10 protein-coding genes are annotated in these 14,730 nt (G+C 47.5%); 5 read left to right on the top strand and 5 right to left on the bottom strand.

The features are described 5' to 3' along the window. Positions 1 to 108: 108 nt before the first annotated feature. Positions 109 to 3,375: a SpoIIE family protein phosphatase gene (locus NG795_RS09565; protein ID WP_367288428.1), complete on the top strand. Its 3,267-nt coding sequence runs from the start codon at positions 109 to 111 to the stop codon at positions 3,373 to 3,375. Between the two features lie 360 nt (positions 3,376 to 3,735). Here the strand turns inward: NG795_RS09565 and NG795_RS09560 are convergent, their stop codons facing one another. After that, complete coding sequence (locus NG795_RS09560) at positions 3,736 to 6,219, bottom strand: alkaline phosphatase D family protein (RefSeq protein WP_367288427.1); 2,484 nt, start codon at positions 6,217 to 6,219, stop codon at positions 3,736 to 3,738. A gap of 226 nt (positions 6,220 to 6,445) precedes the next feature. On the opposite strand from NG795_RS09560, the gene NG795_RS09555 reads away from it, so the two are divergent. The 4 genes from NG795_RS09555 (at position 6,446) to NG795_RS09540 (ending at position 10,165) form a co-directional block, all read left to right on the top strand. Further along, positions 6,446 to 7,417, top strand: coding sequence for a lysylphosphatidylglycerol synthase domain-containing protein (locus NG795_RS09555; protein WP_367288436.1), 972 nt, complete (start codon positions 6,446 to 6,448; stop codon positions 7,415 to 7,417). A gap of 111 nt (positions 7,418 to 7,528) precedes the next feature. Beyond that, positions 7,529 to 7,741, top strand: a complete 213-nt coding sequence (locus NG795_RS09550) for a DUF2997 domain-containing protein (protein WP_367288426.1) — start codon at positions 7,529 to 7,531, stop codon at positions 7,739 to 7,741. A 12-nt stretch (positions 7,742 to 7,753) separates the two neighbouring features. Beyond that, entirely contained in the window at positions 7,754 to 8,530 is a 777-nt protein-coding gene (locus NG795_RS09545) for a nucleotide exchange factor GrpE (RefSeq protein ID WP_367288425.1), read from the top strand. 57 nt (positions 8,531 to 8,587) lie between these two features. Next, positions 8,588 to 10,165: an Hsp70 family protein gene (locus NG795_RS09540; RefSeq protein ID WP_367288424.1), complete on the top strand. Its 1,578-nt coding sequence runs from the start codon at positions 8,588 to 8,590 to the stop codon at positions 10,163 to 10,165. Between the two features lie 137 nt (positions 10,166 to 10,302). On the opposite strand, the gene NG795_RS09535 is transcribed toward NG795_RS09540, so the two are convergent. The 4 genes from NG795_RS09535 to NG795_RS09520 form a co-directional block, all read right to left on the bottom strand. After that, the gene (locus NG795_RS09535) at positions 10,303 to 10,710 is read right to left on the bottom strand and encodes a DUF1257 domain-containing protein (protein ID WP_367288423.1); all 408 of its coding nucleotides are present in this window, start codon (positions 10,708 to 10,710) and stop codon (positions 10,303 to 10,305) included. 24 nt (positions 10,711 to 10,734) lie between these two features. Continuing rightward, positions 10,735 to 11,109, bottom strand: a complete 375-nt coding sequence (locus NG795_RS09530; RefSeq protein ID WP_367288422.1) for a DUF1257 domain-containing protein — start codon at positions 11,107 to 11,109, stop codon at positions 10,735 to 10,737. A gap of 47 nt (positions 11,110 to 11,156) precedes the next feature. After that, on the bottom strand, positions 11,157 to 12,794 hold the full coding sequence (locus NG795_RS09525) for a Ycf46 family AAA ATPase (protein WP_367288421.1): 1,638 nt from the start codon (positions 12,792 to 12,794) through the stop codon (positions 11,157 to 11,159). 149 nt (positions 12,795 to 12,943) lie between these two features. Continuing rightward, entirely contained in the window at positions 12,944 to 14,701 is a 1,758-nt protein-coding gene (locus NG795_RS09520) for a hybrid sensor histidine kinase/response regulator (protein ID WP_367288420.1), read from the bottom strand. Positions 14,702 to 14,730: the final 29 nt, after the last annotated feature.

The raw sequence follows: 14,730 nt of genomic DNA, 5'->3' as shown, positions 1-14,730 counted from the left end.
CTCTTTTGTTTTTTTGTCATCAAAATCCAATTTAATTGCCATCTTTTTTACTTTTTTAAAAATGAGCGAACCGTAAGTTATAAGTTAATAGAACTGGATGTAGAGGGGTTGGAAGATCGCATATCAGTAGAATATAAATTTGCTCATGATCGCATTCAACAAGCCGCCTATTCCTTCATTCCTGACACCCATAAAAAAGCGGTTTATTTGCAAATTGGGCGGTTGCTACTGAAAAAAATATCGATAGATGAACAAGAAGAAAAAATATTTGATATTGTCAATAAATTTAATTTTTCCCGAGATTTAATTGAAGATTTAGAAGAGCAAAATAAAATAGCCCAATTAAATTTAATTGCAGGCAAAAAAGCCAAAAAATCTGCGGCCTATCAACCGGCTTATACCTATTTTCAAGCAGGCATAGATTTACTCATAAATCAAGGTTGGAAAACCCAATATCAACTGGCGGTGGCATTGCATAACGAGGCGGCAGAAGCGGCTTATTTGTGTGGTGATTTTGATAAAATGCAACGTTTAATCGATTTGATTAAACAAGAAGCAATAGATTTGATAGATCGGGTAAAAGCCTATGAGGTTCTACTGTTAGCTTATAATGCTCAAAACCAATTGCCAAAAGCACTTACCACCGCCTTAGAGGTACTAAAACTGCTAGGAGTAGACGTGACTGAACGTCCCAGCGATGAAGATGTGATGCAAGTCCTACAGGAAACTCAGGAGCTTTTAGATCAACGATCCAATGAAAATCTACTAACTCTCCCAGCCATGACCGATCCCTACAAACTGGCTGCCATGAAAATTATCGCAATGTCCTACAATGCCTCTTATACAATTCAGGGATTATTTGCTCTAATTGTCTGCAAGCAGATCAATTTATCAATTTTATATGGATATGCCCCCCTGTCAGCCACTGCTTTTGCCTTTTATGGATTTCTTCTGTGTCGTTCGGGACAATTAGAACGTGGGTATCAATATGGGCAATTAGCTTTACAATTCATCAGCCGGTTGACTGATAAAGAAATTCAAGCGAGGGTTTGGGTTTGGGTTTATTATTTTACAACCCATTTCAAAGAACATATTAAAACCAGTTTACCTATTTTTATAAAAGGATATAAAGCCGGATTAGAAAGTGGAAGTTTTGACAGTGCTGCAAGCAATTTAACTTCTTATACCGTAAATGCTTATCTATGTGGGAGAAATTTAGAAATCCTGGAAAAAGAAGCAAATGATTATAGTGCTTTAATGCATCAAATAAAGCAAGACAGTCATTTGAATTGGCATGAATCATTCCGTCAAGCTATTATAAATTTACGAGGGAATTACGACAAACCTTGGGAATTAAAGGGAGAGGCTTTTAATGAAGAAATCATGATGCCACTTCGTCTCCAATCCGGGGATGTCGCTGCACTATGTAATATGTATGTCAATAAATTAATTCTCGCTTATCAGTTTAGTGAGTTCCAAGATGCTCTCAATACAACTGCTGATTTAGATCAATATGCGATTTATGCGATGGGTACACCTGCCTATCCTACCATTTATTTATACCATTCCCTCACCCATCTCGCCATCTATCCCGACTCCCCGGAATCGGAACAACAGCGCATCCTAGAAAAAGTCACCGCTAACCAGGAAACAATGCAACTCTGGGCGCAACAGGCCCCTATGAACTACCTGCATAAATATTATCTCGTCGAAGCCGAACGCGCCCGAGTTCTCAACAATGATGCGGATGCCCGAGACTACTACGATCGCGCCATAACCCTCGCCAAAGAACACGAATATCTCAACGAAGAAGCCCTCGCCTACGAACTCGCCGCCCGTTTCTACATCGGACGCAACATCCCTCACCTAGCCCGTTTCTACCTCAAAGAAGCCCACTATGCCTATCAACGCTGGGGTGCGACAGCCAAAGTCAAACACCTAGAAACCCACTATCCCGAACTCATCGAATTACGCACCTCCACCCGCAGCACAATCGCCACCACCTCCATCAGTGGCAGCAGTTCCGGGGAAACCCTGGATATCGCCACGGTGCTCAAAGCCTCCCAAGCGATTTCCAGCGAAATTCAACTCAATAAACTCCTATCTCAACTCCTGAATCTCGCCATAGAAAATGCCGGGGCACAAAAAGGTGTGCTGATTTTATCCGACAACAATCAACTCAAAATCGAAGCCGCCAAACTTCCGGATAGGGAAGTCCAAATCCTAGAATCCCTCCCCCTAGAAAGCGGTAATTTTGTCCCTCCCGCTATCATTAACTATGTCGCCCGGACCCAGGAAAATGTCATCCTTGCCAACGCCACCGAAGAGGGAATTTTTACCGCAGACCCCTATATTCTCCAAGAGCAAACCCAGTCCCTTCTCTGTGCCGCCATTGTTAACCAAGGGAAATTAATTGGCATTCTCTACCTGGAAAATAACTTAGCAACTGGCGCATTTACCCAAGAACGCATTGAACTCCTACAAGTTATTTCCGCCCAAGCTGCAATTTCCCTAGAAAATGCTCAACTTTACCGAACTTTAGAAGATAAAGTCATCGAACGGACTGCTCAACTTGCCGAAGCGAATGAAGAAATCAGCGCCCTGAATGAACTGCTGAAATCCGACAACATTCGGATGAGTGCGGAACTGGATGTCACCCGCCAATTGCAACAAAAGATGTTGCCTCGACCTGAAGAATTGCAGGCGATTCCCGGCTTAGAAATTGCGGGATTTATGGAACCGGCAGATGAAATCGGGGGAGATTATTATGATGTGTTGAACCATGAGGGACATATCAAAATTGGGATTGGGGATGTCACGGGACATGGATTAGAAGCGGGAATGGTGATGGTGATGGTGCAAACTGCTGTGCGGACTTTGTTGGTGAATGATGAAACGGATTATGTGAAGTTTTTAAATACCATCAACCGGATGATTCATGATAACGTGGCGCGGATGCGGACGGATAAGAATCTGACTTTAGCGTTACTGGATTATGCGGATGGAGTATTGCGGATTAGTGGACAACATGAGGAGATTCTGATTGTCCGAGGGACGGGAGAAATTGAGCGACTGGATACGGTTGATTTAGGATTTCCTGTGGGGTTAGAGTTGGATATTGCTGATTTTATTACTCAGGCGGAAGTGACGTTAAATCCTGGGGATGGGGTGGTGCTTTATACCGATGGGATACCGGAGGCGGAAAATATGGCGGGAGAGTTCTATGGGATGGACCGACTCTGTGAGGTGGTGTCGCAGTATTGGCAGGAGTCGGCAGAGGCGATTCGGTCCGGGGTGATTCAGGATGTGCGAGAGTTTATTGGGGAACAGAGGGTGTTTGATGATATTACTTTGGTGGTGATGAAGCAGCGGTGATGGGGATTAGGGAGGATGGGGGAGATGGGGAGGATGTTGGATTAACTGCACCTTCCGGTCCCCTCCCCTTAGCAAGGGGAGGGGACCGGAAGGAGATTTTACAACTTCCGGCTTCAGCACCTGTATGGAGGCGGGTGCTAACCTCTTTCTTTGTGATGTGCGATTGCTACATCAAGAGGACCCCACCCTAACCCTCCCCTTAGTAAGGGGAGGGGACCGGAAGGGGATTTTACAACTTCCGGCTTAAGCACCTGTATGGAGGCGGGTGCTAACCTCTTTCTTTGTGATGTGCGATCGCTACATCAAGAGGACCCCACCCTAACCCTCCCCTTAGTAAGGGGAGGGGACCGGAAGGAGATTTTACAACTGGGATGCTTGGCGATCGAGTCTCACCTGAGACCCTGAGTCATCGGTGCGGTAGACTAAGGTGCGATCGCCACTTTGGACCGTTACCTGCCATCCCTCCACGAGTGCCAGCAAACAGCTTTCATTCGCTTCTCCTAATCCTAAACAGCCATCGGACCAGGTTTGTTGTTCTGCGGAAACCACGGTAAAATTCCCCGGTTGCAGTCCGAAATCTCGGGATAGATTGTCCTCCACTGCCGTTGTGATATCCGAGGGTAATAGCACCTCCCCACTCTGCGGATTGACGGTAAATTGTAAGCGAATCGTCGGGGTGCGATTGGCAACTTCCGTGGGATTTGCTTCCATGTTTGCTTGGGTATAGGGGTCAACGCCAAAGGTGGTCACTGTTAGCTGTTGAGTGTCTGGGGCGATCGCAAATTCTGTCCAGCCATAATTGTGACCGCTAAAATAGGAACCCTGGAGTAATTGTGCATCAATTTCCGACCCTTCTAACCCCACAGGATCATATCCTAATGGCAGAATCCGATTATCAATTACCTGGCGCACAAAGGCGTTCTTTTCCGCCTCATTGGTCATTGCCCGATAGCGGTCTTTCTCTGCGGGAGAGAGGAGTGCATCCGGGGTAAATGCCACGGTTGCTGGTCCAAAGGGGGCGGCAAAAGGTCCTTGGCCGATATTTAATTGAATCGCGGCTGGACCAATCATCACATCAAAAGCCCCGGTGGGTTTTTGTGGTTGACCCAATGCATCCTGGTAGGTTATATTGTTGACGACATTGCCATGAAAATCTCCCGTTACAAACACTACATTGCTAATATTGTTCTCATCAATAAACCGCAATAACTCGGTGCGTTCGGCTTCAAATCCTTCCCAACGTTCCCCAGAAACTGCTATTCCAAAATGTTGCATGGGGACGGTAGACATGACGAACTTCCAGGTAATTCCGGCATTTTCCGCCGCGAGTAAGTCGTTTTTAAATTCCTGTAACTGCACTTGACCCAACATCGTGCGATTAGGTTCAAACGAATTTTGTAAATAGGCGGTGACGGCTTCTGGGGAAGCGGTTTCTGGGATAAAGGGTAAGGGTTTATCTCGGAAGGACCGCAGGTCTAAAACAAAGCTGGCGGCATCATTGCCATGCACATTGTACCGATACAGTTTCTCTTTGTTGGCAGTCCGAGGGTCGCCGGTTTCCCCGTACTGTTGTTCGGTCATGGGTTTGTAATCCAGGAATGCTTCCAATGCCTGATTAAACACCGGGGTTTCATTAACAAATCGGCCTTCGGTCCCAAAAATTCCATTGCGTTGGGGAGATTCTGCCGGGGCCGCACCTCCCGCAAAATCATTGGTGATTTCGTGGTCATCCCAAGTGTTATAGGTGGCGGTAGAGGCGCGCAAATCGGCCCAGGGGTTGAGTGCGAATCGTTCGGTAAAAATCTCGTTATATTTAGTGTGAAATTGCTCTAGGTTGGCCGATTGGCGGACACCGGGGAGGTCCGGAGAGATACTGTCCATTTCTACCGTATCGCCCATGAGGACGAAAAAGTCGAGGTTGCGATCGGGGACGTTGCTAATGGAGGGATAGGGGGCGAGTTCTCCTTGCCAGTCTCCGGTGACGCCAAAGCGTAATCCCGCCTGTGTTCCTAAGGGGGCGGGAGTGCGAAACTGGCCGACTGCTGAAGTGCCTACAGCATCGGTGACGCGATAGTAATATTGGGTTTGCGGGGCCAAGTTACTCACTTGTACTTGGACGGGAACCGTGGGGTCGGTGACAAAGTTAGTCGTTTGTCCCGCGATCGCCCCAAAGCTGGCATCGGTGGCATACTCAAAACTCACCGGACCCACTTCGGTACTGCGGGTCCATAACACGGCACTATTTTGGGTCACATCCCCAGCCGCCACGCCATTAGGAAGGGTGGTATTACCTCCCATAAAGGGGGTAAATTCCCGGCCTTCAAAAATACCAAAGTTGAGATAATGTCCGATTCCGGTGATTTCATCCCGTTCTACGGCAGCAGCAACGTCCGGATTTTTGGCTAAATAGTAGGCGGGATTGTATAAATTGCTGGGAATTCGCCCCTCGCCTTGCCCAAAGAGCTGAAAGTGTTGGATGCCGGTGAGGGATGATTCGTTGACTGCCGCTTCGACATCGGGATTGTCTGAGAGATAGCGTTGCTCGTTATAGAGAGTGCTAGGGTTCCGTCCTTCTGTTTGCCCAAAGGCGATGTAATGTTGAAAGGGGGTGAGTTGATTGGCGGAGACTGCTGCGGCTACATCAGGATTTAAGGTGAGGTAGTAGCGGGTATCAAAGAGGGCAGTGGGATTACGTCCTTCATTCTGCCCGAAGGTTTCAAAATGGGCGAACCCAGTGGGAAATAATCCAGCGGCGATCGCATTGGCAACGTCGGGGTTACGGGCGAGATAATAGGCTTCATTATATAAATCTTGGGCATTCAACATAGTTCTGAGTGAAGTCACTGAATTTGTTCTTTTGATGCATGGCTTATTGTATCACTCAACTTTAAAATAAATGCAAGGGTTGGAAAATCTTTTTTTAATCGATAGGGAGGAAATCATGAATGGTGTGACAGCGGCTGTCCGAGTTGGAATTTTCCCAGAGTTTTAGACTCTAACCGGGCTGGTAGGGTTAGGATATAGGGTGGGCATGGCAATTTTCTCTGGCTTACTCTCATCCCGTATTTTTATGAATCGCCTGCGATCGCAATTAAAACCTTTTTTACGGTGGGTCATTCTCGGGGCCACCCTATTTTTTCTCGCCAAAACCCTCAAAGATAATGCGGGGGCTGTGGCGGATCTCCGGATTACCGGATCCAGTTGGATTGCCCTGGCGATCGCCCTGGCAGTGACCTTTTTAGCGCATTTGTGGTCCGGTTGGGTGTGGTTGTGGATTCTGCGGGAGTTTGATCGCCCAGTTCCTTTGGGTTGGGGGTTATCTGTCTATCTCACCACCAATATTGCGAAATATTTACCAGGCAATGTTTGGCATTTCTATGGTCGAATTGCGGCGATCGCCAAGCGGGATGTGCCCCTAGGGGTTGCCGTCCTCAGCGTCTTGCTAGAACCCCTGTTAATGGCAGCATCGGCCTTAATTATCGCCGGATTGGGGAGTAGTACCTTATGGGGAACTGCCTCGGGCGCTGTTCCCCCGCTTCTCCTGGGACTGGGATTAGGGGCGGTCCTGGTGGGGATCCATCCCCGGATTTTAAATCCGATCATTCAAGTTTTAAGCAAACTCAAACTCAAAAAAGCTCCCCCCAAAACCGAGGAACTGTTGGAAGTCACCCCCGAGGCACCCCCGCCAACTGCTGCCAAACTAACTCGTTACCCCCTGCTTCCGCTATTGGGAGAACTGGGATTTTTGCTGTTGCGCGGGGGGGGATTTATTTTAACGGTGCAAGCGATGACTCCGGTACAGCCCGCACAATTACCGCCGTTGATGGGGGCTTTTAGTTTTGCCTGGTTGTTAGGGTTGGTGGTTCCTGGTGCACCGGGGGGCATTGGCATTTTTGAGGCAACGGCGATCGCCTTGTTGGATCAGCAATTTTCCCCAGCGGCTATTTTAGGTGCGGTTGCTTTCTATCGCCTAATTAGCGTCATTGCCGAAGCTTCCGCCGCTGGGATCTCAGCCTTAGTCGGCAAAGGTAAACTCGCCTAATTCTCCCCTGATCGGAACTTCTGAGTCAATCCTGGCCTAATCGGAATAAAATAAGACAAAGCAGGGGTGGGAACCTGAGTCCCAATCCCTCAAACCCAACGGGAGGTTGAAATGGCTGAATATCGCAAAGTAGAATATCGCATTGGCAAAGACGGTAAAATTATAGAAACGGTCCTCAATGGCAATGGACAAAACTGCACAGAAACCACCGCCGAAATTGAAAAAGCCCTGGGCAAAGTTGAATCCCAAGAATTACTCCCGGACTATTATCAAGATGACGAAAATATTGTCACAGAATCCCACCAATCGATTCAACCATTTTAGGGAGGAAGGTTGATGATAGAGGAACCCAATTTAATCGGATTTGGCTGGGTTCTGAGCTTTGTCCTGTTCATTGGAATTTTATATTTAGTAGAGTTGGGAAACCTAAAAAATCAGCAATTAAAGTATGATGCGCTCTTGGGCAGTCGCATGAAGCAATTGGGTCTAATTCACTGGAAACAGTTAGCCCAAACCGCCGGGATATCGACCCTTCGCCTGCGCCAGATTCGGTCCGGGGCGATCGGCAATATTCCCTGGAGGGAATTGCGCCAACTGGCCCAGGCTTTAAATTGGTCAATGGGAGAATTAGAGCAACAGTTGGAACCGTTACCGACTCCATCAAAAACTCCGTCGGTTATGGGCAATTCTCCCCTTGAATTGACCGCCGAATTACGCCAACAATGCCAGCGCTTGCGAGAGGAATTGGAGAACCAAAAATCCCAGATTTGGGAGGAGTTTTGTCAGTCTACCTTTGAGGAAATACAAACCTTGCTGACGAACTATCCCACTGCCGCAGAAATGGCCCGCATTAAACCGGATTTACCGGCTAAAAATCTCACGGCGTTGTTTGCACCGCTGGATAATTTATTAGAAAATTGGGGCTATGAACCGATTGGTCATCCTTGGGAATCTGTGGCTTACAACCCGCAATTCCATCAAGGGGACTCTGATGAAATTCAACCGGGAGAGGTAGTTTATATTCGCTTTGTAGGCTATCGTCAAGGCGATCGCATTCTGTCTCCAGCGAAAGTTAGCCGAACCCTTCCCCGTGGGATCAATGCCTCTTCCTAAGACCCCCATGAACTGAAGTGTCCTCTCCCGAGGCTGTAATCCCTGCTCAGGAAAATTATGACCGTAGTCGCAATTGATTTTGGCACCAGTAACACCGTTGTTAGTATTCTTAACCCCGATAATAATTCCCCTGAAACCCTAAGATTTGGAGAAATTTCCAGGATTTTTAAAGGTAAAAAACAGACGGGAGAAAGTTTAGAAATTCCAGTTATTCCCACCGTAGTTTTTATTAAAAAAGCAAATCAAATTATTTTAGGGCAGCAGGTGATTTCTACCCGGTTAGGACAGGCTGAACCCGGACGGTTATTTCAAGGATTTAAACGAGAGTTAGCAGCGGATTTTCAAGCCCCACCCCGGTTAGTCGATGGATTGACCTACTCGGCATCGACGATTTCTGAATCTTTTTTAAAAGAAATTTGCCATCGTCTTTCACAGGGCGGAATCAAGCCGAGTAAACTGATTTTTACCGTTCCTGTGGGGGCATTTGAGCGCTATTTAGATTGGTTTCGAGACTTGGGTAGTCGCCTGGAAATTGCTGAGATTAATATTATTGATGAATCCACCGCAGCGGCCCTGGGTTATGCCATCAAAAAACCCGGTTCTGTGGTATTGGTGGTAGATTTTGGCGGAGGAACTCTAGATTTGAGCTTAATTCGCACGAACCCACCCCAATCGGGAAATTCAGCGTTACAAGCGGAGGTTTTAGGAAAATCTGATGCCTATATTGGCGGGGTTGATATTGATATCTGGATTGTGGAAGATTATCTGCAACGGCAGGGTTTATCCCGGTCCCAAATTGGGGAAATGGGGTGGCAACGGTTATTAGAAATTGCTGAAAAGTTAAAAATGCGCCTGTCTCGGGAATTTGAGGCGAAAGAGGCATGGTTTGATGATGAAAATTTTATGTCCTACGAAGTCGAATTAAGTCGCGATCGCTTTGAGGCAGTGTTAGATTATCATCAACTTTTAGAACAATTGCGCGGCGCAGTGGATGAGGTGTTAGCAGTCGCGCAAATGAAAGGAATTAGTAAAGCCGAAATTGAACAGGTACTGTTAGTAGGGGGGAGTTGTTTAATTCCAGCGGTTCAAACTTTAATTGTCTCCTATTTTGGCCGATCGCGGGTGAAAATGGATAAACCCTTTGAAGCGGTGGCCCATGGTGCATTAGCCTTAAATGATGCGGTGATAGTCGAGGATTATCTGCGCCACAGTTACGCGATTCGGTTATGGGACCCCCATTGTAAAACCTACTCCTATTTTCCCTTGTTTGAAAAAGGGGTAACCTATCCCTGCCAGCGATCGGAACCCTTGATGTTACAAGCGGCGATCGAGGGACAACAAGAAATCCGCCTCGATATCGGGGAAGTCGCCGAAATTTCTCACGCCGAAGTGATGTTTGATGAATCAGGACAGATGATCGGAGGTGCCTTGCACAAACGGGAAGAATATCGGTCCCTAGATCTCGATCGCGATCGCGTCTGTGTCGCCCATCTCAATCCCCCGGGACAAATTGGCCTCGATCGCATCTCCGTCCGTTTTGAAGTCAACTCAGGGCGCGTTTTACTGGCAACCGTCCGCGATTTGGTCACCGGCGAAACCCTAGTAGACAAAGAAGCGATCGCCAAACTAAAATAACGACTTCAGTCGTTATCTTTTCTGATGTTCGTAGTAACGACTTCAGTCGTTATCTTTCTTTTGTTCGTAGTAACGACTTCAGTCGTTATATTTTCTGATGTTCGTAGTAACGACTTCAGTCGTTCCCCAATCCCCCATTATACCCACTGCCCAATAATCACCCGAATTGTCCCATCTTCCAAAACCTCCTCCTCCTCAACCGTAAACCCTTGTTGAGGCGCAGTTCCTATCAGCGCATGATAGGCATACCGCTGACTTAACACCTTAACCCAGTCCCTCGAATACTCACGGGAATCATAATCCGAAATCACCGCCACAAACGTTCCATCCGCTTGCCGCTTAAATCCCAGATCATTACTCCGAGAACTAATAAACTTGCGCCGCACAATCACCTCAGCAGACTCCTCGCGAATATCTCCCTCAAATCCATGCAGTGGAACCGGAAACTCATGAACTTCCACCGAATCAAACCCCATATCCGCTAATGCTTTCGCCAAATACTCTATCTGACGAATCTCCGTCTGAATACTCGTAAAATGGGACATAATATTTAATTTCTCTTAGTCACTCTACATCCATTTACCCACCACAACCCGCAACGTTCCATCCTCTAACTGTTCCTCTTGTTCTACCTGAAAGCCCTGTTCTTCTACCGATACCATCAAGGTTTTATAAGCATATTTTTGAGTCACCTCCTCAACAAATTTCTCCGGATTAATTTGCGCCCCCCAAAAATCTGCCACTAACTCATAAGTCTCGCCAGTCCGACGAAATCCTAAATCATACCCATTTTTTTGGCGAATCACATAATCCGCCGAGGTGGTTTGTTTTTGATACCCTCGAACTATGGTATTTTCCTCAACGTGATGCCCCAACTCTCGCAGGCAACGATAGAGGGTTTCGCCGTTTTTAATTTGAACTTGAATCGTGGTAAAATGAGACATGATAGTTTTTCCTAAATCAAGTAAGTAAGCGGGATGATTTCCAGCGTCTAATCGGAGTCCAGGGAATCCATACCTTTTTGGATGGACCACTGTTTTAACTCCTCGGTTAATTCCGTATCATTAGAAGCGGTTCTCGCACCGGCTTCTGCTGCCCAATGTTTTAATTCTTCGATTTGATAGCGGGCGATCGCCGCTAAGGGGACCGTTTCTTCACTGGCACGCAAAATATCCTCCGTAGTAAAATCTCGGCGTTTTTCCGTGGTGTTTCCTCCAAAAGCTCGGTGCATTCCATCAATAATCACTTGTTCAATTTCCGCCCCACTAAAGTTATTCGTTTGACGGGCAAGTAATCCTAAATCAAACTCCCGCAGCCGACTGGGGCGCAGTCGCATCAGGTGAACTTTAAAAATTTCCCGACGTTCGGTTTCCGTGGGCAAATTCAAAAAGAATATCTCATCAAATCGTCCTTTTCTTAACAATTCTGCGGGTAAAATTCGGACATTATTAGCCGTTGCCACAATAAAAACCGGAACAGTTTTTTCCTGCATCCAGGTAATTAAAGTCCCAAAGACCCGACGACTGGTCCCGGAATCCCCATCGGTGCCCCCGGAAATATTGCCAAAGGCTTTATCAATTTCATCAATCCATAATACACAAGGAGACATCGCTTCCGCCAGTTGAATCATCTGGCGCAACCGACTCTCGCTTTCTCCGACAATTCCCCCAAATAATCGTCCGGTATCTAAGCGCAATAAGGGTAAGCGCCACTCATGGGCAATGGTTTTGGCAGACAGGGATTTTCCTGTGCCTTGAATCCCCACTAATAACACGCCTTTCGGGTTAGGAATTCCATAGCGGCGCGCTTCTTCGCTAAAGACATCATTTCGCATTCTTACCCAGGTTTTGAGGTTATCTAATCCGCCCACATTTTTCAGGGATTCTCGGGCGGGTAAAAACTCTAAAATTCCCGTTTGGCGAATGGTTTGTTTTTTCTCATCCAGGACGCTTTCAATGTCGGTTTCGTTGACTTGTTGTTTGTCCGCTAATGCTCTAGCCAAAACGCGCTGAATGCGGGTGCGACTCAATCCTTGGCAGGCTTTGATTAATTGTTCTCGGGCTAATCCTTTGATTTTAAGTTGTTCGGGGGTAACAAATTTTGTAATTAAGGCATTAATATGGGCGGCATCGGGGAGGGGAAAATCGATGACGGTGATTTCCTCACTTAATTCGGGGGGAATGGCGAGGGTATAGGCGGTTAAAATGAGGGTTTTTCGCGATCGCTGCAACTCCCGGGTGAGATTTCGCAACTCGCGAATCACGGGCATATTTTTGTCCGAGGTGGAATTTTTGAGGATGGGGTGCAAGTCTCGTAAGACAAAGAGAGAATCTTGGGGGGGTGCTTTGGCGATGCGATCGAGGGCGGCCATTGCTGATCCTTTTGCCGATCCATTATCTCCCCAACCTCGCACGATATCCCAGAATAACAGTTTCCGATGGGGCATTGACAATTGAGCCACTTTGTGCAATACTTCCTCCACGGGTTCCTCCTCCACACCCACAAGGTAAAGAATGGGATAACGCGCCCGAATCATTAAATCCAATTGGGCAATTAAGGCCGCATGGGGCTGAGTTTGACCGCCTAGGACGGCATCGTAAACTTGGGGGGAGTCAGGATGATTCAGCATTATAATCCAAGGGAGGCCCTTAATTGTTCGTGATAACCTATTCCCATTTTACAGGGTCAGGTTTGGGTTTGGGCAGGGAAATTGAGACGTGAACCGGGGAAATTTCAGGTACGGTGATCGGATCAGCCTAAGATAATTAGAGGAGGGATTCAGGACTCGGGGTTGACGCTCTCACAACCCTCGGTCATGGAATGCATGGGGGAAAGGGGCAATTCTAGGGTAAAGCAGGTTTCGCCAAATGCGCTGGTCACTTTAATCTGGCCCCCAATATATTCAGTTTGTTTACGAACCAGGGCTAGTCCCAATCCGGTTCCCCCATGTTTCCAGGGGTCGGAACTGGGAACACGGTAGAATTTATCAAAAACGTGAGTTAATTCCGTGGCGGGGATTTCTAGGCTGGAGTTTCTCACATTAAGATGTAACCGGGAGTCATCGCAGCGCGCCGTAATGGTGATCCGGCCTTGGGCGGGGGTATATTTGCAGGCATTTTCTAGCAATTCCGTGAGAATTCGCTGCAAGATATCTGCATCGCAGAGAATTGGGGGCAGTTCCGGGTCAATCTCCACCGCCAAAATTTGTTGAGTCTTCTTGACTTTTTGGAGGAAAGGGGCGACCACATTTCCCACCCACTGTTGTATCAAAACCGGGGTGACAGAAACGGGTTCGATCGCTGCTTCCAGGCGTTGCAACTCCAGAATGCTATCAATCAGGCGAATTTCCCGATCGCACTCTTCCCGCAAAATCTTAATATACCCCTCGGCGCGATCCAAGCTATGAGGCGGTTTGCTCTCTCTCCCCTCCGATGGCGTCGTCACCGAGGAGGACTCCTGTTGTCGTTTTTGTTCCACCATTTCCAAAATTTGCACCGCCATTTTGATATTGGCGATCGGGGTGCGTAATTCATGGCTGACGGTACTGAGAAAATCATCTTTCAGGCGATTCAGACGCTCTAATTCTTGGACTTGAGCGAGGGAAGCTTGATACAATCGCGCTTGACGGACGGCGATCGCGCATTGGGAGGCCACTTGCTGCACCAGTGCGATTTCTGTGAAACGGAATCTCTCCTGGGCGGGTTTACATAAACATAAGTTCCCGATCGCCCCACTTTCTCCGAAAATAGGAGTCACCAGAATAGACATTCCCTCGGGAAACTCATCTACGAAGACGGGACAAAACTGCACATAATCCTGATGCAGTATCGGTCTATAAATCTCCGGAACCTGCCTAATCGCCTGCCCTAAATCCGACACCCTGTCCCGAGCATATTCATAGCACACAGTTTCTGCCTGGGGTGACGTTTGGTAGAGAGTAGCATTACAATAATCCGACTCTAAGGCAACCGCCAACTCTCTCACTGCCGTCTGCAAAATTTGCCGTTCATCCAAACTATCGCGCAGTTTCTCCGTAATCCGATTCAGCATCGCTTCTTTTTCTAAGGCGTGTTGCAACTGCCGCGTGCGTTCCTGGACTTGCAAATCCAGTTCTGCCGCCAGAGTTTGAAATCGCTCCTCACTGCGCCGCAACGCTTCTAAAGTGCGATTCCGCTCGATCGCATGGTGGATCGCCCGGACCAACAGTGCACCCACCAGTTGTCCTTTGAGGAGATAATCCTGTGCGCCTTTGCGAACTGCCTCGATCGCCTGTTCTTCGTCCTGAGAACCCGTCAAAATCACCACCGGGATAGTCGGCGCTTGGGATTGCACTTGCATCAGAGTTTCTAATCCCCAGGAATCGGGCAGAGATAAATCTAATAATACCACATCAAACTCAGTTTTCGCCAACTGTTTTAGGGCTTCGCTGACCCGCCAAACGTGAGCTAATGTAAACTGCTCCTCGCCCAAATCTAATAATATCTCTTGTAGAAGTTCCGCATCGGCGAGATTGTCCTCCACCAATAAAATTCTCATATTTTACACTTCATCCAATAAAATTAATT

The sequence above is a fragment of the Laspinema palackyanum D2c genome (assembly GCF_025370875.1).
In the GTDB taxonomy this organism is placed as follows: domain Bacteria; phylum Cyanobacteriota; class Cyanobacteriia; order Cyanobacteriales; family Laspinemataceae; genus Laspinema; species Laspinema palackyanum.
This window is presented reverse-complemented; position numbering and strand designations above follow the sequence as displayed.

Excerpts from the sequence above, each read along its gene's own strand:
- NG795_RS09540 (WP_367288424.1), top strand. The coding sequence starts at position 8,588 with ATGACCGTAGTCGCAATTGATTTTGGCACCAGTAACACCGTTGTTAGT.
- NG795_RS09555 (WP_367288436.1), top strand. The coding sequence starts at position 6,446 with ATGAATCGCCTGCGATCGCAATTAAAACCTTTTTTACGGTGGGTCATT.
- NG795_RS09535 (WP_367288423.1), bottom strand. The coding sequence starts at position 10,710 with ATGTCCCATTTTACGAGTATTCAGACGGAGATTCGTCAGATAGAGTAT.
- NG795_RS09530 (WP_367288422.1), bottom strand. The coding sequence starts at position 11,109 with ATGTCTCATTTTACCACGATTCAAGTTCAAATTAAAAACGGCGAAACC.
- NG795_RS09520 (WP_367288420.1), bottom strand. The coding sequence starts at position 14,701 with ATGAGAATTTTATTGGTGGAGGACAATCTCGCCGATGCGGAACTTCTA.
- NG795_RS09550 (WP_367288426.1), top strand. The coding sequence starts at position 7,529 with ATGGCTGAATATCGCAAAGTAGAATATCGCATTGGCAAAGACGGTAAA.
- NG795_RS09525 (WP_367288421.1), bottom strand. The coding sequence starts at position 12,794 with ATGCTGAATCATCCTGACTCCCCCCAAGTTTACGATGCCGTCCTAGGC.
- NG795_RS09545 (WP_367288425.1), top strand. The coding sequence starts at position 7,754 with ATGATAGAGGAACCCAATTTAATCGGATTTGGCTGGGTTCTGAGCTTT.